This is a genomic window from Pseudorhodoplanes sp. (assembly GCF_035565795.1).
Lineage (GTDB): Bacteria > Pseudomonadota > Alphaproteobacteria > Rhizobiales > Xanthobacteraceae > Pseudorhodoplanes.
Map to the genome: position 1 here is coordinate 20,592 of NZ_DATMRV010000230.1, position 23,629 is coordinate 44,220.

The following is a 23,629-nucleotide window of genomic DNA, read 5'->3' on the forward strand; positions in this document are numbered from 1 at the left end:
AGTCCGGTTTCCGCTCGCGACGTGCTAGGCTTGGCTACGCCCCGCCGGTCCTCGCATGTCCCGTCTCAGCGCATTCCTCCTCGGTCCCTGGCGCGCCGTGCTGGTGCTCGGCGTCACGCAAATCCTCGCGTGGGGCATCCTGTTCTATCCGCCGGTCCTGATGATGCCGCTGATCGCGGCGGATCGCGGCTGGTCGCTGTCGTTTGCGATGGCGGGGTTTTCGCTCGCGCTTCTCGTTGCCGGATCGACCGCGCCCACCATCGGCGGCTGGATCGATCGGTATGGCGGACATATCGTCATGGCGGCGGGCTCGTTGATCGGCGCGCTGGCCGTGGCGCTGCTCGCCTTTGCCTCGCATCCGGCCGCCTATCTTGCGGTCTGGGTGATTCTCGGCGTTGCCATCGCGGCCAATCTCTATGATCCGGCTTTCGCGACACTGGGCCGTATCTTCGGCACAGGCGCACGCAAGCCGATCACCTATCTCACGCTGGCCGGCGGCTTCGCCTCGACCGCGAGCTGGCCGGCGACGCAGCTCTCGCTCACCTTCACCGACTGGCGCGGCACCTATCTGATATTTGCCGCGGTACTGGCGATGGTCGCAGCCCCGCTGCACGCCTTCGCATTGCCGCGCACCAAAGCCGCGCCACCGGCCATGGCCGACAACGCCGCCGCGAACCCGCCGACCTATCTGCCGGCCAGCGGTCTCGTGTTCTTTCTCGTCGCTGCGGCCTTTGCGTCGTATGCCTTCATTCCGTCCGGCCTCGCGGCGCATCTGATCGCGATGTTCGGCCGTTCGGGCATCGACCCTGCAACAGCGGTGATGATCGGTGCGTTGTTTGGACCCTCGCAGGTCGCCGCGCGGATCTGCGAGCTTGTGTTCGGCGGACGCGCGCATCCGCTCAATCTCGCCAGATTTTCGGTCGCGCTGATCCTGTCCGGCTTCGCGCTGATTGCGCTGTTCGGCTTCAGGCTATGGGCCGCGATCGCATTTGCAATCATGTTCGGCGCCGCCAATGGTCTCTTGACCATCGCGCGCGGTGCCGTGCCGCTCGCGCTGTTCGGGGCGAGCGGCTATGGCCGCGTCCTCGGCCGTATCGCCAAGCCGTTCCAGGTGATGCAGGCGATGGCGCCGCTCGCGCTCGCCTTCGTGGTCGAGCACAGCGGAGACGCGACCGCGCTCGCGGTCACGGCCGCTTTCGGTGTCGTCTCGCTGGTCTGCCTGATCGCGATCCGCCGCCCGAAAGCTTGACCGCGATCCCGTTGGCCTAAGCGGTCACGCCTGCAGCTTGTCGAGCGTGATCGGCAGATGGCGCACGCGCTTGCCGGTCGCATGATACACGGCATTCGCGACCGCCCCGGCGACACCGACAATGCCGATCTCGCCAAGCCCCTTCAGGCCGAGCGGATTACTCTCGTCCTTCTCGTCGACAAAGATCACCTGGATGTCGTGAATGTCGGCGTGAACGGGCATCGCATATTCGGCGAGGTTGGCATTCATGATGCGGCCGAACCTGTGGTCGATATGGGTCTCCTCGTGCAGCGCCATGCCGATGCCCCAGACCACCGCGCCGCTGATCTGGTTGCCACCGGTCTTGGGATTCAGGATTCGCCCGGCCGCAATCGCGCTCACGGCGCGCGTGACGCGTATGACGCCGAGCTGCTCGTCCACCTTCACTTCGATGAAATGCGCGGCGTGCGTATTGTTCGCTTTCGAGTGGTCGCCGCTCGGCCCGGTGGTCTTCTCCTGTACGATCCGTTCCACCGAACCGTGACGCATGGCGTCGGCAATCGACACGCTGCGGGACGCGTCGCGCTTGCTGACAAGCTTGCCGTCGGCGAGCGTGACATCATCGCCCTTCATCCCGGCAAGCGGCGAGTTTGGCATCTTGCCCGCGAAGCCGAGCAACTGGTCGCGGATCGCCCCGGCGGTTGTCACAATGGCATTCGCCACGGACGTCGCGATCCACGATCCGCCTTCGACCGGCGATTGCGGAAGGCTCGAGTCGCCGAGCTTGATGCTGATAGTCTCGATCGGCAGGCCGAGCATATCGGCCGCGACCTGCGCCATGATGGTGTAGGTGCCGGTGCCGATGTCGGACGTTGCGCACGCGACCTCGGCATGACCGTTGGCGGTGAGTGCAATGCGCACGGTGATTGGTACCTGCAGCGCCTCCCAGATGCCGGTCGCCATGCCCCAGCCGACGAGTTCGCTGCCGTCGCGCATCGAGCGAGGCTCGGGGCTGCGCTTGCTCCAGCCGAATGCGTCTGCGCCCTGTTTGTAGCATTCGCGCAGAGCCTTGCTGCCGAATGGCTTGTCTTCATTCTGGTCGCGGTCCGAATAACACCGCAATCGGAACTCCATCGGATCGATCTTGAGCTTGACGGCGAGTTCGTCCATCGCGGACTCGAGCGCGAACAGCGCGGGTGCAGCGCTCGGCGCCCGCATGTCCGCCGATGTCGGCAGATCGAGCTTCGCGAGGCGGTGCGCATATTTCGCGTTTGGCGACTTGTAAAGGAGGCCGGACCAGCCGGTCTCCTGACGGTGGAAATCCTCGTATTGCGACGTGACGGTTACCGCGTCATGCGTGATGACGTCGAGCGTGCCGCCCGTATTTGCGCCCAGCGCGATCTGCTGGATCATCGCGGGTCGATAGCCCAGTTCGTACATCTGCGGCCGGGTCAGCACGAGCCGCACCGAACGCTGCAGCGCGCGCGCTGCCAGCACCGCCAGTACGACCTGGTATTGCGGGCGGAGGCCCGAGCCGAAGCCGCCGCCCATATAGGGCGACATGACCCGCACGTCCTCCGGCTTCATGTTGAAGACGCCGCAGATATACTTGTGGACGTTTTGCACACCTTGCGTCTTGTCGTAGATCGTCAGCTTGCCGCCGGGCTCGAACACGACGGTCGAAGCGTAGAGCTCCATCGGGTTATGATGCTCGATCGGCACGTAATATTCGGCCTCGTGGCGAACGGCCGCGGCAGCCAGCGCGTCGTCGGGCTTGCCGCGGGCTTTCGGCGGAGCCATCGGGCCTTCCCTGGTCTTCACCGGGGTCGCTCTGGCGCGCTCGCGGAAGATGTCGGTGACGAAATTTTCCGTCGCGTAGTTCACTCTCACCAGGGACGCTGCGTATCGCGCGATCTCCGGCGTCTCGGCCACGACAAGCGCGACCGGCTGGCCGTTGAACATGATCCTGTTGTCGTAAAGCGGCCGGTAGGGTGATCCGTCTTCCGGAGCCACATCGTCCTTGTAAGCTTCGTCCTTGTCCGCCATCGCCGGCCGGTTGTCGTGCGTGAGCACGGCGAGGACGCCTTTGACGGCCTTGGCAGCGCTCGGGTCAATGCCCGTGATGCGACCCTTCGTAATCGTCGATGTGACGAGGCTGGCATGGGCGAGGCCGGGCGTATTGAACTCGGCGGCATATTTGGCGGCGCCGGTGACCTTCGCAACGCCATCGACGCGGGAGGTAGCAGTACCGATGTAAGGTGCCATGACTTTGCTCACGCGATCTTTTTGGTGGATTGCGACTGCGGCGTTGCGCGCGCGGCCTGCGACAGCGCGCGCACGATGGTGCGTCGTGCCAGTTCGATCTTGAACGTGTTGCCGCCGAAGCCTTTTGCTTCGCGCAGCACGATATCGGCCGCCTGGGCGAACGCGGCTTCGTTCGCGGCTTTGCCACGCAGTGCCGCTTCCGCCTCGGCATTGCGCCACGGTTTGTGCGCGACACCGCCGAGTGCGAACCGTGCCTCGCGGATCGTGCCGCCGTCGAGTTCGATGCCTGCCGCGACGGAGACGAGTGCGAAGGCATAGGACAGCCGGTCGCGGATTTTCAGATAGGTGTAGTTCGATGCAAATCCTCGCGCCGGCAATTCGACCGCGGTGATCAGTTCGTCTGCGTTCAGGTTGGTTTCAAGCTGCGGAGTGCCGCCGGGCAACCGATGGAAATCCGCAAGCGCGATCTCGCGGTCGCCGCGCGGGCCGGTGACGTGGATCTTCGCCTCGAGCACGGCAAGCGCCACGCACATGTCCGACGGATGCACGGCAATGCAGGCGTCGCTCGTGCCGAGGATCGCGTTCATCCGGTTCAGGCCTTCCCTGGCGGAGCAGCCGGTGCCCGGCTCGCGTTTGTTGCAGGGCGTGGCGATGTCGTAGAAATAGGCGCAGCGCGTACGCTGCACGAGATTGCCGCCAGTGGAAGCCATGTTGCGCAGCTGCTGCGATGCGCCGGCCAGTATCGCGCTCGACAGCATAGGGTATCGGCGCTCGACAATCGGGTGGTAGGAGAGATCGGAGTTGCGCACCAGCGCTCCGATCCGCAGGCCGCCGCCTGCAGTCTCCTCGACCTTGTCGAGTGGAAGCCTGGTCACGTCGATCAGCTTTGTCGGCTTTTCGACATAGACCTTCATGAGATCGACTAGATTGGTGCCACCGGCGACGAATTTCGCTCCGGGGCTTGCGGCCATCTGTGTCACCGCATCGGCGACATTGCTCGCGCGCGAATATTCGAACCCGATCATGACTGCCCCATCGCCTGCTGGATTGCTGCAACAATGTTGGGATAGGCGCCGCAACGGCAGATGTTGCCGCTCATCAGCTCGCGGATCTGGTCCGGTGTCCTGGCCTTGCCTTCGGCAATCAGACCGGCGGCCGAGCAGATCTGGCCGGGCGTGCAATAGCCACACTGGAATGCGTCATGATCGATGAAGGCCTGCTGCAAGGGATGCAGCTTGCCATCCGTCGCAAGGCCCTCGACCGTCGTGATGCTCGCGCCATCCTGCATGACAGCCAGCGTCAGACAGGACACGACGCGCCGTCCGTTGATCAGGACAGTGCACGCGCCGCATTGGCCCTGATCGCATCCCTTTTTGGAACCCGTCAGATCCAGTTGCTCACGCAACACATCCAGTAGCGTCGATCGCGGATCGAGAGTAAGCGCGCGCGGCTTTCCGTTGATGGTGATGGTCACCGGAACGCTGACTTGAGCGGCGGTTTTCGTTACGGTTTGCGCGCCGGATTGAGCCACGCTGTCCGATGGCAAGCTCAAGGCGATCGGAACCATTGCTCCGGACGTGACGACTTCGCGTCGGGTTGGATGCTCAACACGAGTCGTCGTTTGTGATGATTTGCGTGACATCGATAACTCCAAGCAATTGGTGATGCTCGGCGAGAGGGGCGACGCAATGAATGCCCCGAAAGCCGCTGCTTTGCGATGCACAAGACAGAAGAACTGTCGGGCTAGATTAGTTTCAAAGAAAAAATGCGAAATGCTTTTATTCGTGCAAATGTTCCTGCCTTGCGCAAAATGGCTTCGTATTGCGGCAAAGGCGCTATTTTGTTTGCAAAAATAGTAGGCAAAGGAGATCGGCGGCTGGCGCGATGCCTTCACGCTTCAGCGTGTTGGTTCGGGAACCTCGTTGAGCGCATAAAATGCAACCGACCCTGTGCGGCCCTTCACGGTCGCCTGATGCAGATCGTGGCCTTGCAGCCTGAGACCCGCCGCCTGCGCCGCCGCCTGCGACAATATCAGCGAGCAGCGATAGTCCTTGGTCAGGCCTTCGAGACGCGCGGTGGTGTTCACCGTGTCGCCGATCGCGGTGATGATCTGCGAGCGAGGCGGCCCCATGGCGCCGACGATTGCCTCGCCATAGTGGATGCCGACGCCGATCCGCAGCGGTTCCTTCAGGTCGGCCTTGAGCCGCGCGTTCACGTTGTCGAGCCGGATCAGCACTTCGCTTGCGCCGCGCAATGCTTGCCGCGCGCCGGCCCTCGGGTCTGCGGCATCAAGCCCGTAGATCGCCATCAGGCCGTCGCCGGTGAAGTTCGAATAATGTCCGCCTGTCGCCTCCAGCGCCTTGCTCATCTCGTCGAAGAATTGGTTGAGGATGAACAGCACGTCGTATGGCATCCGCGCTTCACCAAGCGTGGTCGAGCCGCGCAGGTCGATGAACATGACAGTGACCAGGCGTTCGCTGCCTTCGCTGCCGGCGCGGATCAGGCCGTAGGTTGCGCTCGCATCTGCGGTCAGAAGCGGGAGCACGGAAATGTCGCTTGTCGGCCGCAACTGGCACGCCAGCCGGACGCCTTCGTTTGCGCCGATCCGCGCCAGCGCCGTGGCTTCAAGCCCGGCCGGTTCCGGCAGCGCTGAAAGTCCATCCGTCACCCGGATGCGGCAGGTGGTGCAGCGCGCGCGGCCGCCGCAAACGGCGGCGTGGGAAATTCCGTTCGCTCGCAATGTTTCGAGGACAGTCGCACCGGGCAAGACAGCCATGGAGCGCCCGATCGCATGCGTCAGTCGCGGAGGGCGATGGATCGTGTGGACAAGACGGCGGATCGCTCGCGCGATGAACGGCAACAGCACGAGCCCGAGATAGATCGCGAACCCGATATGGATGTTGTGCCAGACCCCCTCGATGGTCTCCGGCGTAACGCGGGCTTCCTGGATGAGCTCCTTGATGAAATCCGGATCCTGCGCGTCGCGCATGATCTGGTTTCCGCCGGAAATGTAGCCGGCGAGCGCAAGTGCGGGGATCAGGATCGCCGCGATCTCGAGCGCCGGTCGCCACGATGCGTACCAGCGCTTGGTCCGCAGCCAGAAATGCAGCCCGATGCAGCCATGGATCCACACGGTCAGGATCGCTGCGATATGCAGATAGACGAAGGACGAGGCGCCCCACAGCAGGGGTGGTCCGAGCCAGTGCGACGCCAGTACCGATGCGTAGCTGCTGTTGGTGCCGTAGATGTCGTCGGCGAGCTTTGTTCCGATGACGTGGATCATGATGAGCGGCGGGATCGCGAGCCCAAGTACGATCTGCGCGATCTCCCAGGCGGGCATCCGCAGATAACGGCGGACGTAGATCGACCAGAGTGCATTCAGGACATGCACAACGAACGCAGTCCCGAGCAACAGGGTGCCGGGAACGGTCAGCCAGAACCACATCAGGACGCCAAAAACGCGCTCGGCCGCCGGCACGGAGCCGATCAGGGCGATGTGGCTTCCGAAATGGCAGAGCACGAAGGCGAACAGGATCAGCCCGCTGCTCAGCCGCGCATAGGATCGGGTGAGCCGTGCGGCCGCCACGGCGCGTGCGGAGTGCGCGGGCTTTGCCGGCGTGGTCAGGGTCGCGGGAGACAAGGCGGACATGGCTCGGGACCGGATCGGCCGCTGAAGGGGAATCCTTATACCACACGCGTTGTGGACAGGAGGAAGCGCCGTCGGCGGCGGCCCGAAGCGCGTCAGTTAAACAGCCGGTCGATCTCGTCCTGCGTCGAATGGCCGTTGTCGCCCGCAAGCTTGGGCCCGTTCAGCAGCCCGTCGAGTTCGGATGCGGCCGTTTGTGCGGCATCGACATTGAAGCGCTCGATCACGCTCCAGATTTCCATCATCCGCGCGAGATGCTCTTCGACCATCTTCAGCATGGCGGCGACCTTGCTGATGCGCTGTCCCGTCAGGTCGTGGAAATTGCAGGCTTCAAAAATTTCCGTAACCCGCTCCTGAATGTCATGAGCCAGTCCCAGCTCATGGTCACCCTTCAACATCCCGGCGAGAGCATGAGCGGAGCGGTCGATATCCTCGGCTGCCTTGAGGATACGATCCGTCGAACGGGACGTATCTTCGAATACAGCGTCGAGTTCCTTCGTCACGCGGGAGACACGCCCTGAATCGAAGCCCTGATCCTGCAGCGACACGATCTCGGTGCGCGTCTGCTTGATGGCGTTTCCGATCACGTCGAGTTCGATCTTGAGTTTGCGCACTTCCTGCGCCGGCGCGTCAGCTTTCGCGCGTGTTTCGCCGGCGTCCGGCATGCGCCTTTCCATGAGAGTGCGGAGCGCGCGCAGTTCGTCAATCACATTTGACGGGAAACCTGGTGATGGGAAATCTGGCGCGTCGGGTGCCAGCAAATCCTGCGGCTGCGGCTCGTCGCGCATCATTTCTTCGACGCGGAAAATCTTGCGTTGTACGGGCATGCTTGTCTCCGGCAGCGACGGTAACCGACGCCGCTTAATGCCCGGTTCATGCACGATGAAGCGAAGCATTAACCACGATGTTTCACCCAAAATAAACGCTAACTGCAGGTAAAGGCGCCGCGATCGTGGTTAGCTTTGCGTTGCCGCGCGATCGTTTACCATTCGCATCAATTTTTCCCATGTACTCGCTCGCATGAGTGGCGCGTGCCTTTGCAGCGCCTTTGTTCAGCAAGTGCGAGTAGCGTCGATGAAGCGTTCTGGTCTTGTATTTGCCGCAGCGTTGTCCGGTCTCGCCGGCGCTGCGTTGTCGCCGGTGCCTGCGAAGGCGCAGAATATGGGCGGCGGGTTCATCGAGTTTCTGTTCGGCGGTGGGCAGTCGGGTGCGCAGCCGCGTTATCGCGAACAGCCGGCTTATCCGGGCGCACCCGCGCAACCCGAATATGGCCGTGCACCGGGCTATTATCAGCCGGGCATGTATCAGGATCAGAGCGCCACGCCGCCGATGGCCTATCGCGGGCCGGATCAGCGCAGCTTCGATCCGCGCTTCAACAAGCAGGTGGTCCCGTATTCCGGCAAGGAAAAGCCGGGCACGATCATCGTCGATACGCCGCAGCGGTTCCTCTATCTGGTGCAGAATGACGGCACCGCATTGCGCTACGGCATCGGTGTCGGGCGTCCGGGCTTCACCTGGGCGGGCGTGAAGACAGTCACGCGCAAGGCCGAATGGCCCGATTGGGTGCCGCCGAAGGAAATGCTCGCGCGCCGTCCGGACCTGCCGCATTACATGGCCGGCGGTCCGGATAATCCGCTCGGCGCGCGCGCGCTCTACCTCGGTTCGTCGCTGTATCGCATCCACGGATCGAATGAGCCCTGGACCATCGGTCAGGCCGTGTCGTCGGGCTGCATCCGCATGCGCAACGAGGATGTCACCGACCTGTATGAGCGCGTGAAGGTCGGCACGAGGGTTATCGTCATCTGATCGCAAAAGCGGCGATCAGCGGGCCGCGCCTTCGTGTCATGGAAGGACCCCAGCCTTCCGGCGAGCGTTGGCCGGCCCGACCTAAAACAAAAACGGCCCGCTCGATGAGCGGGCCGTTCGTGTCTTGGCGCTGATGCAATGCCGGCTCAGAGGAAGTCGTTGTCGAAACCGATATCGAAGTCATCCTCCATATCGCCCTCGTCCATCTCGTGCGCGGGCTCGTAGGCGGCGTGACGATCGCCTTCACCGCTCGGCTTGCCGATGCTGTCGATCCCGGCCTGTCGCGAAAGGTCTCCGCCGCCTGACCCGGCGTCGCCCCAAGGGTTCGCTCCGGATGGATTGGTTTCGGCCTGCTGCGAGCCGAGATTGCCGAGCCCGTGGGCATGCGCCTGGTCCCCGCCGAACATGCCTTTCAGCGAATTCATCAGGAGTGTGCCGCCAATGACGCCGGCTGCTGCTGCAGCAGCTGTGCCAAGGAACGAGCCGCCCGCTCCGCCAGCATGCGCAGGCTCGGCCTGCTGCTGGTAGGGCGCGCCGCCCTGAGCTTGGGACTGATCACCCGCGCGCGGGAAACCTCCCGGCACGCCCATCGGCCGGCCGCCGACAGACGGGACAGAGCCGGGCGGAGCGCTGTTGCCGCCGAATACAGCGTCGCGCATCGAATCGAGGAAACCACCGCCGCCTTGCTGCTGGGGCGGCGCGGCTTCCAGCTCGCGGATGCGCTCATTGGCCTGACGCAGCGCTTCTTCCTGAAGCAACACGGTCTGCACCAGTGCGTAAGTCGCGTTCGGCGCCTTGCGAAGGCCGGCGCGGATTGCTTCCTCGGCGTCGGCCTCGCGCGGGTTGCGCTCAAGTGTCGCAAGCCGTTCGAACAGATCGTCGACCAGTTCGCGTTCCTGCGGTGTCATTGGTCCTCCTTCACGCCCGCGGAGGCGGGCACCGCAAATGTAGGGAGCCCGACCTCGCGCGGGGAGATGTCACGACAACGTGACGCGGTGTTTGCGCAGAAGTTCCGGGAAGGCATCCGAGCCCAAGAAAGCGAATTCACGCTCTCGCAGATCAGTCAGCGGATCCAGCGTCCTGAGTTCATCGTCGACGAAGCCCGGATGGCACATGACGACGCTGCCGGCCGGGAGAGCGTCCAAAAACTTCGGAAACAGTGCAGCAAAATCCGGATCGGAGCCGAAGTCGTAGGAGCCGGCGAAGGCGGGATTGTACGCAACGCCCATGGCCGCCGCGCGGCTGCGAAAGCCCCTGCTCAACGTGTCGAGCAGCAATCCCTTCCGATCTGCGATACGCGCAGCCAACGGCGTGGCGCGGCCGCATTGCCGTACCCATGCGCCGGGCATCGCATCTCGCATCACGGCGAGGATCGCATCGCGGATCTGCGGAAAAATCTGTACGTGCTGATGGCCGTCCACATAATCGGGAAGAAAGCCGAACCTCTCGGAGAAGGCAGCAAGTTGTGAACGCAGTTCCTGCGCGATGCGTTCACGATCGAGCCGCGCGATCAGCGCACTGCCGAGCGTGGTGGTGAGGGGCAGGAAGGAGTCCTGCTTCAGGGGTGAGAAGCCTTCGCTGACTGGCCGGAACGGAGCCGTCAGCGTGAAATGCAACCCGATCTGCAGGTGCGGCAAATCCCGCTTCAGGCGGGTGAGCGACGCCGCCTCTGATGCCGTGAGTGACGGCGCGACAACCATTGCCGAGGTCGCGTTCAGGCGGCCGCGCGCGATCAGGTCCCGGATCGCCTCACTGACACCGGGCGAGATTCCGTAATCGTCCGCGCACAGTACGATGCGCCGCGTTCCTGCTGGCGTCATTGGCTCAGGCGGCCGCGCCCGGCTGGCGGTCTTCGCTCGCTTCTTCGCGGGCTTCGCTGCGGGTCTGGTGCTCGGCCACGAAATAGACCGGCCGCGCCTTCTGCTCGGATAGGATCTTGCCGATATATTCGCCGAGGACGCCGATCATGATGAGTTGCACGCCACCAAGAACCATCAGGCCGACAACCACCGAGGGATAGCCTGGCACCGATTTTCCGTAGATCAGCGTTTCGTACAGGATCGCCATGCCGAATATCAGTGCGCCTGTGGCGAGCAATACGCCGAGCAGGCTCGCGACGCGGAGCGGCGCAACCGAGAACGATGTCAGTCCCTCGATCGAGAGCCCGATCAGCGAACCGAGATTCCAGCTGGTGCGGCCATGGGCGCGTTCGGCCGGCTCGTAGTCGACCCGTAACTGCCGAAACCCGATCCAGCTGGCGAGACCTTTGAAAAAGCGATTGCGCTCGGGGAGCTGCCTCAGCGCGTTGGCCGCGCGTGGAGAAAGCAGGCGGAAATCGCCGGCGTCCTCCGGAATCTTGTGACGGGAGCGGAAGTTCATCAGCGCGTAGAAGGTCTTCACGCCGGCTCGGCGCAGGAGCGGTTCCTGATCCCGGTGCGCCTTCGCGGTGTAGACCACATCGTAGCCGTCATCGATCCAATGCCCGACCAGCCGTTCGATCAGCGCCGGCGGATGCTGGCCGTCGCCGTCCATGAACAGGATTGCGCCATAGCGGGCGTGGTGGAGACCGGCCATCAGCGCGGCTTCCTTGCCGAAGTTGCGCGACAGCGACACGGTTTGCACGTCAAGGCCGATGGCGGGCAGGGCGCTTGCGACGGCGTATGTGCTGTCACGAGAACCGTCGTCAATATAGACGACTTCGATCTTCAGGCCGCGGGTCTCGCGCAGCATCTGCGCAGTTTCGCAAAGCCGGGCATGGACCGCCGGCAGATTATCGGCTTCATTGAAGCACGGCACCACGATCGACAGCGTGCGCTCGGCACGCTTGCGCGCGGCTGCCGCTGATGTATTCCCGTCCTGACCCGCTTTCGTCGGCATATCGCGCTCGTTCCGGCCCTGCGAGGCCATCGCCAAAAATATAGCTCATGCTGCGAATGTTGCATGAGCTTTTGTTCAGAAAACGCCGATCTTTCAAAAAGTTAACCTTCCCGATGCAGCATTCACCCAGTCCCGAAAGCTTGCTGCAGCGCATCGTGGCGACTTTGCGGCGCCAGGCCATCATGCTGAAGGCGATGAGTTTCGCCTCGATCGGGGTGGTGAATTCGCTGGTCGATCTCGGGCTGTTCCTCCTCGCGCTGAAATACCTGACCGGTTCGCTGGTGGTCGCAAACGTGCTGGCCTGGACCGTCGCGGTGACCGGATCCTACGTGATGAATTCCTTCATAACCTTCGCCGCGGAGTCCGGGCGCCGGCTTACCGTGAAGGCTTATCTGGCCTTCGTCGTCTCGCAGGTGTTCGGACTGATTGCTGCAACCACCACGCTGGTGCTTTGCGCGCTTGTCATGCCGGTCTTGTATGCAAAGCTCTTCGCCATAGGCGTCAGCTTCCTCGTCAATTTCTCCATGTCGCATTTCGTGGTGTTCCGGAAGCCGCGCGCCTGAGGCCGCTGCGTCATCCATGCAATCTGAATGCCGGGAACTTCGCTGCGCTGGCGTCCGTTAGCGAGTGAAACACACGCGAGGACCCGATGGCAGACGCAGCAACCAAGGACCGCTTCGCGCGCGCCGCAGAGCAAACCGCCGCCGCCGAGCGCGCGATTCAGGACGACATCGATCGCAAGGAAAAATCCAAGGAAAAATCAAAGCCCAAGCAGGACAACGAACCGCGCGCGATGCAAGCCGGCGCACGCCGTTATCCAGAGCCGCCGCTGCCTGCGCAGCATCTCAGGAAGCCGGGCAACGAATCCGACCTTGACCTCGCGCCGATGTACGATGCTCCGCACTACAAGGGGTCGGACAAGCTGAAAGGCAAGGTCGCGCTGATCACCGGCGGAGATTCCGGCATCGGCCGTGCCGTTGCGGTTCTCTATGCGCGCGAAGGCGCCGATGTCGCGATCTCCTATCTCTCCGAACACAAGGATGCAGAGGAAACCAAGCGCGCCGTCGAAAAAGAAGGGTGCCGCTGCATTGTCATTTCCGGTGACGTCGCCGATCCGGAATTCTGCAAGGAAGCGGTAAAGCGAACCCTGGATGCATTCGGCCGGCTCGACGTGCTGGTGAACAATGCCGCGTTCCAGGAGCATGTGAAGGATTTCCTCGATCTGGCGCCAGAGCATTTCGATCGCACGTTGAAGACCAACCTTTATGGATATTTCTACATGGCGCAGGCCGCGGTGCCGCACATGAAAGAGGGCGCGTCGATCGTGATGACCGGCTCGGTGACAGGTCTTTTGGGCAACGACAAGCTGCTCGACTATTCGATGACCAAGGGCGGCATCCATGCCTTCGTGCGTTCGCTTGCGACGCATCTCGTAGACAAGGGCATTCGCGTGAACGCCGTCGCGCCCGGACCGGTCTGGACGCCGCTTAATCCGGCCGACCGTGATGCAAAGGGAGTGTCAAAATTCGGTGCCGACACACCGATGAAGCGCCCGGCGCAACCGGAAGAGATCGCGCCGGCTTTCGTTTTCCTCGCCGCGCCGAGTTGCTCAAGTTACATCACCGGCGAGATCCTGCCGATCATCGGCGGGTATTCGGGCGGATAGCTAATGCTTCACCCCGATCACCAGATTGAACTGCGGGCCGAGATTGTCGCAGAGGCTGACCATCACGCCGCCATCCGTGCGTGCGGGCGAACCGCTAGATCCGCCGGGCTAAATTCCCGCCGTCAGCTTTTCGTACAGCGGATTCTCCTGCGTGAACACGTAATCGATCTCGGACACCGAGATCGCCTGTGCGCCCTTGTCGCGCAGAAAATCCGCAAGCGCGAAAACCTGATCCGGCGGACAATGCAGCGTCAGCATGCCGGACGAGGTCGGCCCTCCGAACGGCGTCACGATGCCGAAGCGATCGCGCGCCTGCGCGAGCAGCGCATCGTCGCAGCCCGCAAAGCGCGTGCGCATCTCGCGGAAGGCATGCGCACGTGCCTGGCTTGCCAGCCGGTCCATGATCCGGCGCGCGGTGTCGAGCGCGTTCGCATTCCAGTCAGCGCCGCGCGAGGCAACGAGATTGGCCTGCGAGCGCAGCATCACGCCGTCGTCGATCACCTTCAATGCGTTGGCGGTGAGTGTGTTGCCGGTGGTGGTGATATCGACGATCATCTCGGCGGTGCCGGCTGCGGGCGCACCTTCGGTCGCACCGAGGCTCTCCACGATCCGGTAGTCGGCAATGCCGTGCTGCGCGAAAAATCCGCGGGTGAGGTTCACGTATTTGGTCGCGACCCGCATCTTGCGGTTATGCTTGAGGCGGAAAGCGGTTGCGACATCGTCGAGATCGGCCATGCTGCGCACATCGATCCAGGCCTGCGGCACCGCGACCACGACATTGGCGTAGCCGAAGCCGAGCCCTTCCAGCAGGATCACGCGCGAATCCGAGTCCGGAATCATCTCGCGCACAAGATCCTCGCCGGTCACGCCGAGATGGGCTGCGCCTTGGGCCAGTTGCGCGGTGATTTCTGACGCCGACAGATAGGCGATCTCGACGCCATCCATCCCGGCGATGGTGCCACGATAGTCGCGGGCGCCGCGCGGCTTGACGAGTTTCAGGCCTGCGCGCGCGAAAAACGCTTCGGCATTTTCCTGCAGCCGGCCCTTGGCCGGCACGGCGATGATGAGGGGCGCAGTCATGACGCGCCTCCGGCGAGCCGTTCAATCCAGACCGAGAACCCGACCGCGGGGATTTGCGTGTTCGATCCGAGCCGGGTCAGGAGGTCGTCGTAGCGTCCGCCGGCGACCAATGGTTCGGTAGACTTTCCGTCGGTCAATTCGAACACGAAGCCGGTATAGTAATCCATGCCGCGACCGAAGGCGGACGAGAAGACGACGCGCTTCAGGTCGATCCCGTGCTGTGTCAGTTCGACATTTCGGGCATCGAACAGGTCCAGCATGGGGGTAAGGACAAATCCTCCGTCTTTGGCGATCTCGCGCATCTCCACCGAGGCATCCAGCGGGTTCCCCGTGACCGAGAGGAAGCGCTCGAGCAATGTACGTGTATAGGGCGGCAAGGCCGCCAACGCGCCGAGCGTAGACTGCTCCAGGAAACGGTCCGCGATCTCGCCCACCGAACGCCCGCCGACTGCCGAGATGCCGGCGATCGACAGAAGATCGGTCACGAGCGCATGCGCCGCTTTCGGGTCGGAGCCTGCAAGTGCGGCGAGCACGCCCTGATAGTCGGGCCTTCCATTGCCCTTGCCGAGCGTGAGCCGGTCGAGGTCGTGCGCGAGCGAAGCCTTGCGGTTGAAGTCCTTCACGAGCCGCCGCTTCCAGGCCGGCGCGAGATCGAGCGCTGACACCAGCGCTGCGAACAACCCGACATCGCCGATGCGGATATCGGGGGAGTCATTTCCGAAATGCGCGGCCGTGGCGAGACCGAGCGACAGCGTTTCGGCGTCGGCGGCGGCCTTGTCGGATCGCCCGAACGACTCGATGCCCGCCTGCAGGAATTCGCCGGGCAGCGTACCCCGATCGCGGAAGACCGGGCCGAGATAGCAAAATCCCTGCGGCCGTCCCGCGAGGGGCGAGGCGAGATAATCGCGCGACACCGGGATGGTGAAGTCCGGACGCAGGCAGAGTTCGGCGCCAGCCCGTCCCGACGTCAGGAACATTCGCGCGCGGATATCCTCGCCGGACAGGTCGAGGAAGGGGTCCGCCGGCTGCAGGATCGCCGGATGCGCACGCGTGTAGCCCGCCTGTTCATAGGTCGAGACAAGGCTTTGGGCGGAGACGAGGGTCTCCACGCGCGGATCGGGCAGGGCCGGATTTGGCGGATTGGTCATGGCCGCGGGGCTTTAGCACGGAAGTGTTGAGGTTTCGACGACGGTTCGAGCCCGCGTTTCATGGGCAGATCGCCGCGGAATGGTTACCTAAACCCTACTAGTCCCATCAATCGAATTTCTTCGCGATCACAAAAAATAAGGGAATTTGGACCATTCTGAAGTGATTGCCGGAGGTGGAGATGGGCGAACCGGTTTCACTGAGCCTCGTTCGAACCTTCTTCGAGGCCCATCGCTCGCGCGATGTGGCGCGCATCGCGCCGCTGCTCGCGATGACGTTGAATGGGTCATGCCCGGGCCGGTTGGCGTGTATCCGTTCTGCGGATACCGCCGCGGCAAGCCGGCTGTGCTGCGCTATGTTTGCCAGGAGGTCCCCGGTCTGGTCGACGTGATCCGCTCTGACGTGGAGCATGTGGTGATCGACGGGGACACAGTCGGCGCACTCAGCCGTATCGCGACCGTGCAGAGAGGGACCGGCCGGACCATTGCCTATTCCTGCGCCTATTTCGCGCAGTTCGGCGACGGCAGGCTGACCTCCCTGCATGGCGTGACGGATAGCTTCAGCATCGCGGAGCAGGTGTTCGCCAGACGCATCGACGCGTTTGGCGTTCCTGATCTGGAAGCCAAAGACGACGGGCTCGTGCAGTTATGAACGGCCTGACGCCCGTGATCGAAACAGCCCGTCAGGCTTCCGGCCGCGCCATTCCGGCGTGGTTACGCCGCTTCTACGAAGCCTTCCTGCTGCGTGACGAGCGCGAGCTGGATGCGGTTCTCGATGAGCGGGTCGACTGGCTTCTGGAGGGACCGGCGGAGCAGTTCGACCATTACGGCCGACGCCATGGCAAGCGTGCCGTGATCGAGCTGATCACGCGGATCATGCCCTGCTATTACCAGCCGGCAGCCTTTTCGCTGGACTGCCTGTTAATCCAGGGCGATGCCTCCCACGGGAACGTCGCGACGCGTATTCGCATGCGCGCCCGACAGCGCGATACCGGCCGCGCGCTCAGCCTGCGCTCCGCCCAGTTCATCCGCTTCAAGGGTGGCTTGCTGACATGGTTCCGGGCGGTGCCGGAGACCTTCGACGCGATCGAGCAAATGGTCGGCCGTAGCATCGACGTGTCGCGCGCGATCGAAACGGATCCCACGGTTCCCAGAGACCTGTCGCTTGCTCCCGACGGCGGCGCCGTCGATGACGAGCGTTAACAGGAAGCAAACACGTGCCGCGCACCTGAGCGTTGGTAATCACGAAAAATAAGGATTTCGAAGCCATCTTACATGGTTGTCTGGAGACAATCATGGGTGAACCTGTTTCTTGCGCGGCAGTTCAGGCCTTTTACGAGGCTTTGGCTTCGCGCGACCCCGTGCGGCTCGCGCAGTGCCTCGCCGACGACGTCGAGTGGCACATGTCCGGCCCGGTGGATGTGCTCGTGTTCTGCGGTTACCGCCGCGGCAAGGCGGCCGTGGTCGATTACATTGCGCGGCTTGTGCCCTCGATGTTCGCGGTCAAACGCTACGAGCCGGAAGAGATCGTGATCGACGGGGATACCGCGGCGATGATCAGCAACGTCACGTCGGTGCAGAAGCAAACCGGCCGCATCCTGACCTATCAGACTGCCGTCTTCGTTGTGTTTCGCGACGGCAAGGTCGTCTCGGTCAAAGGATTGTCCGACACCTTCGACATGGCCGAGCAGGTGGTCGGACACCGCATCGATGCCTATCGCGAGCCAGATCCCGCTGCGGCCAAGGATGTGATCGCGCTATGACGACCGATGTCCTGAGCGCCATCGCGCTGCCGGCCACGCTCCGTGGTCGCGATCTGCCGCCATTCATCGGCGATTTCTACCGCGCCTACAGCCAGCGCGATGCCGGCCTCCTCGATGCCATCCTCGACGACGATGTCGAATGGCTGCTGAACGGCCCGGCGGATCAGTTCGATATGTATGGCCATCGTCGCGGCAAGGCGGAGGTGATCGAGCTCGTCACGCGCATCCTGCCGTGCTTCTTCCGCATCATCGATTTCGAGATCGAACATCTGCTGCTGCAGGGCGAGCGGGTCGCGATATACGGGCGGCTGCGCGCGCGCCAGCGTGACACCGGCCGCTCGCTGTGTTTTCGCGCCGTGCACTTCCTGCGCTTCCGCAATGGCAAGCTGATCGCATTCCATGGCCTCGGCGACACCTTCGACGCCGCCCAGCAGGTCGTCGGACATCCGATCGACGTCCATACCCGGATCGATCCTGTCGCGCTGGTCCCTGAAGAGGATGCGCTGCTGAGCTTGTGAGCCTGCGCGGGGAGAACCGGCGCTAGGCCATCCGCGTCCGCACGCCGTGGCGCGCGAGAATCTCCTGCACGGTCTTCACCAGCTGATCGCGCCGCACCTTGCGCTGGGCCTCGGCCTGCTTCTGAAGGTATTCGTCGCGGCCCTTTTCCAGCTTCGACAGCTCGGCGCCGAGGACCAGATCCTTCACCACCACCTGTTCGCCCGCCGCATCGTTCTTCTCATCGCTGCCCTGAATGACGACGCAGGGCGCGTTGCGCTTGTCGGCATATTTCATCTGCGGATTGAACTTTCCTGAACCGAGATACAATTCGGCGCGAATTCCCGCTGCGCGCAACTCCGCGACCATGCGCTGATAATCTGCGATTCGATCCTGATCGAAAACCGTGACGACCACGGGGCCGAAACTTGGCTGTGCATCGGCGCGGTTCACAAGCGCGAGAGCCGCCGCGAGTCGCGACACGCCAATCGAGAATCCGGTCGCGGGTACAGGTTCTCCGCGAAATCGCGAGACGAGGCCGTCATAGCGCCCGCCGCCGCCGACCGAGCCGAAGCGCACGGGCCGACCCTTTTCGTCCTTGGTCTCGAGCAGGAGTTCAACCTCGTAGACCGGACCGGTGTAGTATTCGAGGCCGCGCACGACGGACGGGTCGATGCGGATGCGATCCTCACCGTAGCCCGCAGCTCTCACCAGTTCTCTGATCTGGTCGAGCTCATCAAATCCGGCCTTGCCCGTCTCGTTCAGCGAAGCCGATTGCGTGGTGGCCGCGTCCGCACGTAACAGGCCAAGCACGATCTCCGTCTGCTTTGCGTCGAGGTTGGCGCCCTTCGTGAAATCGCCGCTCTCGTCCTTACGGCCCTCACCGAGCAGTTTTCTGACTTCGTCGAGAGAGAACTTGTCCGCCTTGTCGATCGCGCGCAGAACAGTGAGGCGCTTTTCGCTGGCGATGTTTGCAGCGTCCATCACGCCGTCCAGCACCTTGCGGTTATTCACCTTCACCACATAGCTGCCGCGCGGAATGCCGAGCGCCTCCATGGTGTCGGCTGCCATCATGCAGATCTCGGCGTCAGCCGCCATCGAGGCGGAGCCTACCGTGTCGGCGTCGAACTGCATGAATTGCCGATAGCGGCCCGGTCCAGGCTTCTCGTTGCGGAACACCCAGCCTTCGCGATAGCTGCGATAGGGCTTCGGCAGCGCGTCGAAATTCTCCGCCACATAACGCGCGAGCGGGGCGGTCAGGTCATAGCGCAGCGACATCCACTGCTCGTCGTCGTCCTGGAACGAGAACACGCCCTCGTTCGGACGGTCCTGGTCGGGCAGAAACTTGCCGAGCGCGTCGGTATATTCGATGGCGGGCGTCTCCACCGGGTCGAAGCCATAAAGCTCGTAAACGGCTCGGATCTTTTCCAGCATCGCGCGCGTGGACACGATGTCGGACGGGGTCCGGTCTACCAGGCCGCGAGGCAGCCGCGCCTTGAGTTTGCTCGGTTTGTCGGTCATGTCGTCGATCAATCGTGAACAGGGCGGGTAGGTATCAGCGCCATCCCGCTTCGTCATTATCTGCGAATGCGGATAATCCAGCGCCGAACATGCCTCTTCCGCCCGCCGAAGGGGCAGCAATCCGAGGCCACCATGAGCACCCAATCCGCCCGCAAACCCGTCGCCACTGCCGTCCCGAACGATCTCGAAGCATTCTGGATGCCGTTCACCGCCAATCGGGCCTTCAAGGCGCGGCCGCGCATGGTGTCGCGCGCCAAGGACATGCATTACTTCACCCCCGAAGGGAAAGCGGTCATCGACGGCGCCGCGGGCCTGTGGTGCACCAATGCCGGTCACAACCGCGAGCCGATCGTCGCCGCCATCCAGGCGCAGGCCGCCGAAATGGATTTCGCGCCGCCCTTCCAGTACGCGAACCCGAAATCGTTCGAGCTGGCGAGCCGGATCGCCGCGATGGCGCCGGGCGATCTCGATCATGTGTTCTTCTGCAATTCAGGGTCGGAAGCTGTCGACACCGCGATGAAGATCGCGCTCGGCTACTGGAATGCGCGGGGGCAGGGGCAGCGCCAGCGCTTCATCGGACGCGAGCGCGGCTACCACGGCGTCGGCTTCGGCGGCATGTCGGTTGGCGGCATCGGCAACAACCGCAAGGCGTTCGGTGTGATGCTCGCCGGCGTCGACCATCTGCCGCACACCTATAACCGCGAGCAGCAGGCGTTCTCGAAAGGCGAGCCGGAATGGGGCGCGCATCTGGCCGACGAGCTGGAGCGTATTGTCGCGCTCAATGGCGACAACACCATTGCGGCCGTGTTCGTCGAGCCGATGGCGGGCTCGACCGCCGTACTCCCGGCGCCGAAGGGCTACCTGCAGCGGCTGCGCGCGATCTGCGACAAGTACAAGATCCTGCTGGTGTTCGATGAAGTCATCACCGGCTTCGGGCGTCTTGGTCATGCCTTCGCCGCCGAGCGCTATGGCGTGGTGCCGGATATGATCACCTTCGCCAAAGGCGTGACCTCGGGCTCGGTGCCGATGGGCGGCGTGATCGTGCGCAAGGAGATCCACGAGGCGTTCATGCACGGGCCGGAGCATGTCGTGGAATTCTTCCACGGCTACACCTATTCGGCGCATCCGCTGGCGGTTGCCGCGGGCCTCGCCGCGCTCGACGTGTATCGGGACGAGGGCCTGTTCGAGCGTGCGAAGACGCTCGAGCCGCTCTGGTACGACGCCTGCATGTCGCTGAAGGGGCTGCCGAACGTGCTCGACATCCGCTGCGTCGGTCTCACCGTCGGCATCGATCTCGCGTCGAAGCCCGATGGCGTCGGCAAGCGCGGCTTCGAGGCGATGGACCGCGGCTTCCACGACGAAGGCATCATGCTGCGTGCTGTCGGCGATTCGCTCGCCATGTCGCCGCCGCTGATCGTCAGCGAGAAGCAGATCGGCGAAATCTTCGAGAAGACCGCGCGGGTGATCAAGGCGGTAGGGTAGCCACTTGCCTGTCCCTCCCCCCCGCGTGCGGGGGAGGGATAGAAAGTTACTCTGCCGGCCGCCTGAATCCGATCACATCGCGGTCCGGCTTCTGGTCCGCCTCGGTCTCGCCGATGATGTAGGTCGGCCGCCCGCGTGTCTCGCGCAGCGTGCGTCCGACATATTCGCCGATGATGCCGAGCACCAGCAATTGCGCCGCGCCGAGCAGTGCGATTGTTGCCATGATCGAGGTCCAGCCGATCACGGTCTGGCGAACCAGGAAATAGCTCACCACCGAATAGATCACGAGGAGCAGCCCGACGGCGGCAAAAGCGAGCGAGAGCCAGATCGCGAGCCGGAGCGGGCGTACGCTGTGCGCGGCAATGCCGGTCACCGCGAGATCGATCATGCGCCTCAGCGTGTATTTGCTTTCGCCGTAGGTGCGCGCCCCGCGCGAGAAGGTGATCGTGGTTGTCGGAAAGCCGAACCAGCGCACCGCACCGCGCAGGAATACGTCCTGATCGGCAAAGCCGTTCACCGTATCCACCACGCTGCGATCGAGCAGCATGTAATCGGACGAGCCCGGTTCGATGCGCACATCGCCGATCGAATCGAGCAGCCGGTAATAGAGCCGCGACGTGACGCTCTTCAGGGCCGGCAGATCGGCTTCACCGTCCTCGCGCCGAGTCGCAACAACCTTTGTGCCGTCCCGCCAGGCCGCGACCAGTTCGGGAATGAGTTCCGGCGGATGCTCGAAATCGGCATCCATGACGATGACCGCGCGGCCGCGCGCGTGGCGCAGTCCGGCACGCAAGGCCTCCTGGTGGCCGAAATTGCGCGTGAAGGAGATGTAGCGGACCTGCGGGTTCGCGGTCGCGGCGGCACGAATGGCCGCGAGCGTTCCGTCGGACGAGCCGTCGTCGACGAACACAATCTCATAGCGGCCGAGCGGCTTGAGTACGCCCTCAAGCGTCGCGGCCATGCGCGCGATGTTGCCAGCCTCGTTGTGGGCCGGCAGCACGACCGAAATATCCGGAACGGGGTCGCTCATCGTCCTGTCCAGTACCGCTCTGTCGCCGGTTACCCGAGTTGACGGGCGGAGGCCAGGCGGGCACTCAATATCGGGCCGGCCCGAAGGGGCCATTCCGGGTGTGGCATACTACGACGCGAGCATGGAATCCAAAACGGCGACAGCGGGCGGCGGCGCCCTCGGCGCAATCGTCGATTTCGCTCTGCGCAAGCCTGGGCGGACGCTCGCGATCGTGCTTCTCGCGCATTTCGCCGTCTGGCTGCTGCTGCCGGCCCTGACCAGTCCGAATCTGGAACTCGACCTCGCCGAGGACCTTGCGCTCGGAAAGGAGTGGCAGCTCGGCTACTGGAAGCACCCGCCATTGCCCTGGTGGATGGCCGATCTGGCCTATCGCCTGACCGGCGGAGAGATCGCCTCGGTCTATGCGCTTGGGCCGCTGGCGGTGATCGGCTGCTTCATCGCCGTCTATTTCCTCGCCCGCGACATTGCCGGACCCGTGCAGGCGCTGATCGCCACGCTCTCGCTGGTCGGCATCCACTATTACAACTACTCGGCGGTGAAATTCGCGCACGACCAGATGCAATTGCCATTCTGGGCTCTCACCGCGTTGTTTTTCTATCGGGGATTGATGCGCGGCCGCGCGCTCGACTGGATTTTGGCCGGCGCAATGCTCGCGCTCGCCTTCTGGTCGAAATATGCCGCCTTCGCGCTCGCCGTCAGCCTCGGCCTGTTTCTTCTCATCGATCCGGTCGCGCGCCGCACGCTGTGGACGCCCGGCCCGTGGCTGATGGCCGTAGCCTTCGCCGTCGTGATCGCGCCGAATGCGTGGTGGCTCGTCGATTCCGGCTTCCTGCCGATGCAGTATGTCAGCGATCGCGCGCGCATCCCCGAGGTCTGGCACGAATACATCACGCGGCCATTCAAATGGGTGTTCGGGCAGATGTTTTTCACGCATCCGACGCTCATCCTGCTCGCCGTCACGTTGCTGCCGCGAGCGGGCACAGTGCAGCCGGTCACGCCACAATCGTCATTCGCGCGCCGCTACGTGACGATGCTGGCTTTCGGCCCCTTTGCCGTGGTGACCGCGGTTTCGTTCGCGACCGGCCGCTTCCCGGTGCAGATGTGGGGCTATCCGCTTTGGTCCTTCCTGCCGCTCGCCGCCTTGCTCTGGCTTGGGCCGGTCACGGATACCCGCCGCATCACCACCTTCGCGGTCGGGGTGATTTTCCTGTTCCTGCTCGCTCCCGCGATCTGGATCGGGACGTGGATTGCGGACCCGTATCTGCGTGAACGTCCCAAGGCCAGCAACTTCCCGGGCCACGCCATCGCCGCGCAGATGACCCGCCTGTGGCACGAGAAAACCGGAACGGCGCTTCCGTATGTCGCCGGAACCGAATTTGCTGCCAACAATGTCGCGGTCTATTCACCCGACAGGCCGCGCGTCGTCGTCCATGGTCGGCCGCAGATCAGTCCCTGGATCGACATGGAAGATCTCAGGAAGCGCGGCGTCATCGTCATCTGGGAATCCGGGTTGCCGATGGCGCATGTGGAAGAATGGCGCAAGACATTCGGAGCCCAAGGCGAGCCGACCGTGGTCGAGTTTCCACGGCAAACCAGAGGCCGTGCGCGCAGCGTGGACCCGGTCC

The 23,629-nt window shown here is 63.5% G+C and carries 22 protein-coding genes; 10 read left to right on the forward strand and 12 right to left on the reverse strand.

Annotated elements, in window-relative coordinates; genetic code table 11:
- The first annotated feature begins 55 nt into the window (after positions 1 to 55).
- Positions 56 to 1,249 carry an MFS transporter gene (locus VNZ93_RS20335; protein ID WP_325709485.1) on the forward strand — a complete coding sequence of 398 codons (1,194 nt, stop codon included), beginning with the start codon at positions 56 to 58 and terminating at the stop codon, positions 1,247 to 1,249.
- Between the two features lie 24 nt (positions 1,250 to 1,273).
- Here VNZ93_RS20335 and VNZ93_RS20340 read toward each other — a convergent pair whose 3' ends face one another.
- The 5 genes from VNZ93_RS20340 to VNZ93_RS20360 form a co-directional block, all read right to left on the reverse strand.
- Complete coding sequence (locus tag VNZ93_RS20340; RefSeq protein WP_325709488.1) at positions 1,274 to 3,493, reverse strand: xanthine dehydrogenase family protein molybdopterin-binding subunit; 2,220 nt, start codon at positions 3,491 to 3,493, stop codon at positions 1,274 to 1,276.
- Between the two features lie 8 nt (positions 3,494 to 3,501).
- Complete coding sequence (locus VNZ93_RS20345) at positions 3,502 to 4,518, reverse strand: xanthine dehydrogenase family protein subunit M (protein WP_325709491.1); 1,017 nt, start codon at positions 4,516 to 4,518, stop codon at positions 3,502 to 3,504.
- Entirely contained in the window at positions 4,515 to 5,060 is a 546-nt protein-coding gene (locus tag VNZ93_RS20350) for a (2Fe-2S)-binding protein (RefSeq protein WP_325709541.1), read from the reverse strand. The genes VNZ93_RS20345 and VNZ93_RS20350 overlap by 4 nt, the downstream gene beginning before the upstream one ends.
- Positions 5,061 to 5,390: 330 nt before the next feature.
- The gene (locus tag VNZ93_RS20355; RefSeq protein WP_325709494.1) at positions 5,391 to 7,142 is read right to left on the reverse strand and encodes an adenylate/guanylate cyclase domain-containing protein; all 1,752 of its coding nucleotides are present in this window, start codon (positions 7,140 to 7,142) and stop codon (positions 5,391 to 5,393) included.
- 92 nt (positions 7,143 to 7,234) lie between these two features.
- Positions 7,235 to 7,966 (reverse strand): protein phosphatase CheZ, encoded by a 732-nt coding sequence (locus VNZ93_RS20360; protein WP_325709497.1) that lies wholly within the window; start codon positions 7,964 to 7,966, stop codon positions 7,235 to 7,237.
- 247 nt (positions 7,967 to 8,213) lie between these two features.
- Between VNZ93_RS20360 and VNZ93_RS20365 the strand changes: the two genes are divergently transcribed.
- Positions 8,214 to 8,945 carry a L,D-transpeptidase gene (locus VNZ93_RS20365; RefSeq protein ID WP_325709500.1) on the forward strand — a complete coding sequence of 244 codons (732 nt, stop codon included), beginning with the start codon at positions 8,214 to 8,216 and terminating at the stop codon, positions 8,943 to 8,945.
- A gap of 146 nt (positions 8,946 to 9,091) precedes the next feature.
- On the opposite strand, the gene VNZ93_RS20370 is transcribed toward VNZ93_RS20365, so the two are convergent.
- The 3 genes from VNZ93_RS20370 to VNZ93_RS20380 all read right to left on the reverse strand — a co-directional run bounded on the left by VNZ93_RS20370 (position 9,092) and on the right by VNZ93_RS20380 (position 11,822).
- Positions 9,092 to 9,853: a DUF2076 domain-containing protein gene (locus VNZ93_RS20370; protein WP_325709503.1), complete on the reverse strand. Its 762-nt coding sequence runs from the start codon at positions 9,851 to 9,853 to the stop codon at positions 9,092 to 9,094.
- Positions 9,854 to 9,922: 69 nt separating this feature from the next.
- Positions 9,923 to 10,765, reverse strand: coding sequence for a ChbG/HpnK family deacetylase (locus VNZ93_RS20375; RefSeq protein WP_325709506.1), 843 nt, complete (start codon positions 10,763 to 10,765; stop codon positions 9,923 to 9,925).
- A gap of 4 nt (positions 10,766 to 10,769) precedes the next feature.
- Positions 10,770 to 11,822, reverse strand: a complete 1,053-nt coding sequence (locus VNZ93_RS20380; protein WP_325709509.1) for a glycosyltransferase family 2 protein — start codon at positions 11,820 to 11,822, stop codon at positions 10,770 to 10,772.
- A gap of 113 nt (positions 11,823 to 11,935) precedes the next feature.
- Here VNZ93_RS20380 and VNZ93_RS20385 point away from each other — a divergent pair, with 113 nt between their 5' ends.
- Both VNZ93_RS20385 and VNZ93_RS20390 read left to right on the forward strand, forming a co-directional pair.
- Positions 11,936 to 12,385: a GtrA family protein gene (locus VNZ93_RS20385; RefSeq protein WP_325709512.1), complete on the forward strand. Its 450-nt coding sequence runs from the start codon at positions 11,936 to 11,938 to the stop codon at positions 12,383 to 12,385.
- An 86-nt stretch (positions 12,386 to 12,471) separates the two neighbouring features.
- Positions 12,472 to 13,488 (forward strand): SDR family oxidoreductase, encoded by a 1,017-nt coding sequence (locus VNZ93_RS20390; RefSeq protein WP_325709515.1) that lies wholly within the window; start codon positions 12,472 to 12,474, stop codon positions 13,486 to 13,488.
- Positions 13,489 to 13,596: 108 nt separating this feature from the next.
- On the opposite strand, the gene hisG is transcribed toward VNZ93_RS20390, so the two are convergent.
- Both hisG and VNZ93_RS20400 read right to left on the reverse strand, forming a co-directional pair.
- Complete coding sequence (gene hisG, locus VNZ93_RS20395; RefSeq protein ID WP_325709518.1) at positions 13,597 to 14,568, reverse strand: ATP phosphoribosyltransferase; 972 nt, start codon at positions 14,566 to 14,568, stop codon at positions 13,597 to 13,599.
- Complete coding sequence (locus VNZ93_RS20400; protein ID WP_325709521.1) at positions 14,565 to 15,716, reverse strand: ATP phosphoribosyltransferase regulatory subunit; 1,152 nt, start codon at positions 15,714 to 15,716, stop codon at positions 14,565 to 14,567. The genes hisG and VNZ93_RS20400 overlap by 4 nt, the downstream gene beginning before the upstream one ends.
- A gap of 160 nt (positions 15,717 to 15,876) precedes the next feature.
- Between VNZ93_RS20400 and VNZ93_RS20405 the strand changes: the two genes are divergently transcribed.
- The 4 genes from VNZ93_RS20405 to VNZ93_RS20420 all read left to right on the forward strand — a co-directional run bounded on the left by VNZ93_RS20405 (position 15,877) and on the right by VNZ93_RS20420 (position 17,994).
- A complete protein-coding gene (locus VNZ93_RS20405) occupies positions 15,877 to 16,365 on the forward strand; it encodes a nuclear transport factor 2 family protein (RefSeq protein ID WP_325709543.1) in 489 nt (162 codons plus the stop codon).
- Entirely contained in the window at positions 16,362 to 16,916 is a 555-nt protein-coding gene (locus VNZ93_RS20410; protein ID WP_325709524.1) for a nuclear transport factor 2 family protein, read from the forward strand. The genes VNZ93_RS20405 and VNZ93_RS20410 overlap by 4 nt, the downstream gene beginning before the upstream one ends.
- Positions 16,917 to 17,008: 92 nt before the next feature.
- Positions 17,009 to 17,476, forward strand: coding sequence for a nuclear transport factor 2 family protein (locus VNZ93_RS20415; RefSeq protein ID WP_325709527.1), 468 nt, complete (start codon positions 17,009 to 17,011; stop codon positions 17,474 to 17,476).
- Positions 17,473 to 17,994: a nuclear transport factor 2 family protein gene (locus VNZ93_RS20420; RefSeq protein WP_325709529.1), complete on the forward strand. Its 522-nt coding sequence runs from the start codon at positions 17,473 to 17,475 to the stop codon at positions 17,992 to 17,994. Before VNZ93_RS20415 ends, VNZ93_RS20420 begins: the two co-directional genes overlap by 4 nt.
- Before the next feature lie 22 nt (positions 17,995 to 18,016).
- Here the strand turns inward: VNZ93_RS20420 and hisS are convergent, their stop codons facing one another.
- A complete protein-coding gene (gene hisS / locus VNZ93_RS20425) occupies positions 18,017 to 19,492 on the reverse strand; it encodes a histidine--tRNA ligase (RefSeq protein WP_325709532.1) in 1,476 nt (491 codons plus the stop codon).
- Between the two features lie 132 nt (positions 19,493 to 19,624).
- Between hisS and VNZ93_RS20430 the strand changes: the two genes are divergently transcribed.
- Complete coding sequence (locus tag VNZ93_RS20430) at positions 19,625 to 20,974, forward strand: aspartate aminotransferase family protein (protein ID WP_325709534.1); 1,350 nt, start codon at positions 19,625 to 19,627, stop codon at positions 20,972 to 20,974.
- A 46-nt stretch (positions 20,975 to 21,020) separates the two neighbouring features.
- Here the strand turns inward: VNZ93_RS20430 and VNZ93_RS20435 are convergent, their stop codons facing one another.
- Positions 21,021 to 22,004: a glycosyltransferase family 2 protein gene (locus VNZ93_RS20435; RefSeq protein WP_325709536.1), complete on the reverse strand. Its 984-nt coding sequence runs from the start codon at positions 22,002 to 22,004 to the stop codon at positions 21,021 to 21,023.
- A gap of 121 nt (positions 22,005 to 22,125) precedes the next feature.
- Between VNZ93_RS20435 and VNZ93_RS20440 the strand changes: the two genes are divergently transcribed.
- Positions 22,126 to 23,629: glycosyltransferase family 39 protein (locus VNZ93_RS20440; RefSeq protein WP_325709538.1), on the forward strand; the 1,504-nt coding region annotated here is incomplete at its 3' end.

Coding starts and splice junctions, on each gene's coding strand:
- VNZ93_RS20335 (WP_325709485.1), top strand. CDS start 56: ATGTCCCGTCTCAGCGCATTCCTCCTCGGTCCCTGGCGCGCCGTGCTG.
- VNZ93_RS20340 (WP_325709488.1), bottom strand. CDS start 3,493: ATGGCACCTTACATCGGTACTGCTACCTCCCGCGTCGATGGCGTTGCG.
- VNZ93_RS20345 (WP_325709491.1), bottom strand. CDS start 4,518: ATGATCGGGTTCGAATATTCGCGCGCGAGCAATGTCGCCGATGCGGTG.
- VNZ93_RS20350 (WP_325709541.1), bottom strand. CDS start 5,060: ATGGTTCCGATCGCCTTGAGCTTGCCATCGGACAGCGTGGCTCAATCC.
- VNZ93_RS20355 (WP_325709494.1), bottom strand. CDS start 7,142: ATGTCCGCCTTGTCTCCCGCGACCCTGACCACGCCGGCAAAGCCCGCG.
- VNZ93_RS20360 (WP_325709497.1), bottom strand. CDS start 7,966: ATGCCCGTACAACGCAAGATTTTCCGCGTCGAAGAAATGATGCGCGAC.
- VNZ93_RS20365 (WP_325709500.1), top strand. CDS start 8,214: ATGAAGCGTTCTGGTCTTGTATTTGCCGCAGCGTTGTCCGGTCTCGCC.
- VNZ93_RS20370 (WP_325709503.1), bottom strand. CDS start 9,853: ATGACACCGCAGGAACGCGAACTGGTCGACGATCTGTTCGAACGGCTT.
- VNZ93_RS20375 (WP_325709506.1), bottom strand. CDS start 10,765: ATGACGCCAGCAGGAACGCGGCGCATCGTACTGTGCGCGGACGATTAC.
- VNZ93_RS20380 (WP_325709509.1), bottom strand. CDS start 11,822: ATGCCGACGAAAGCGGGTCAGGACGGGAATACATCAGCGGCAGCCGCG.
- VNZ93_RS20385 (WP_325709512.1), top strand. CDS start 11,936: ATGCAGCATTCACCCAGTCCCGAAAGCTTGCTGCAGCGCATCGTGGCG.
- VNZ93_RS20390 (WP_325709515.1), top strand. CDS start 12,472: ATGGCAGACGCAGCAACCAAGGACCGCTTCGCGCGCGCCGCAGAGCAA.
- hisG (WP_325709518.1), bottom strand. CDS start 14,568: ATGACTGCGCCCCTCATCATCGCCGTGCCGGCCAAGGGCCGGCTGCAG.
- VNZ93_RS20400 (WP_325709521.1), bottom strand. CDS start 15,716: ATGACCAATCCGCCAAATCCGGCCCTGCCCGATCCGCGCGTGGAGACC.
- VNZ93_RS20410 (WP_325709524.1), top strand. CDS start 16,362: ATGAACGGCCTGACGCCCGTGATCGAAACAGCCCGTCAGGCTTCCGGC.
- VNZ93_RS20415 (WP_325709527.1), top strand. CDS start 17,009: ATGGGTGAACCTGTTTCTTGCGCGGCAGTTCAGGCCTTTTACGAGGCT.
- VNZ93_RS20420 (WP_325709529.1), top strand. CDS start 17,473: ATGACGACCGATGTCCTGAGCGCCATCGCGCTGCCGGCCACGCTCCGT.
- hisS (WP_325709532.1), bottom strand. CDS start 19,492: ATGACCGACAAACCGAGCAAACTCAAGGCGCGGCTGCCTCGCGGCCTG.
- VNZ93_RS20430 (WP_325709534.1), top strand. CDS start 19,625: ATGAGCACCCAATCCGCCCGCAAACCCGTCGCCACTGCCGTCCCGAAC.
- VNZ93_RS20435 (WP_325709536.1), bottom strand. CDS start 22,004: ATGAGCGACCCCGTTCCGGATATTTCGGTCGTGCTGCCGGCCCACAAC.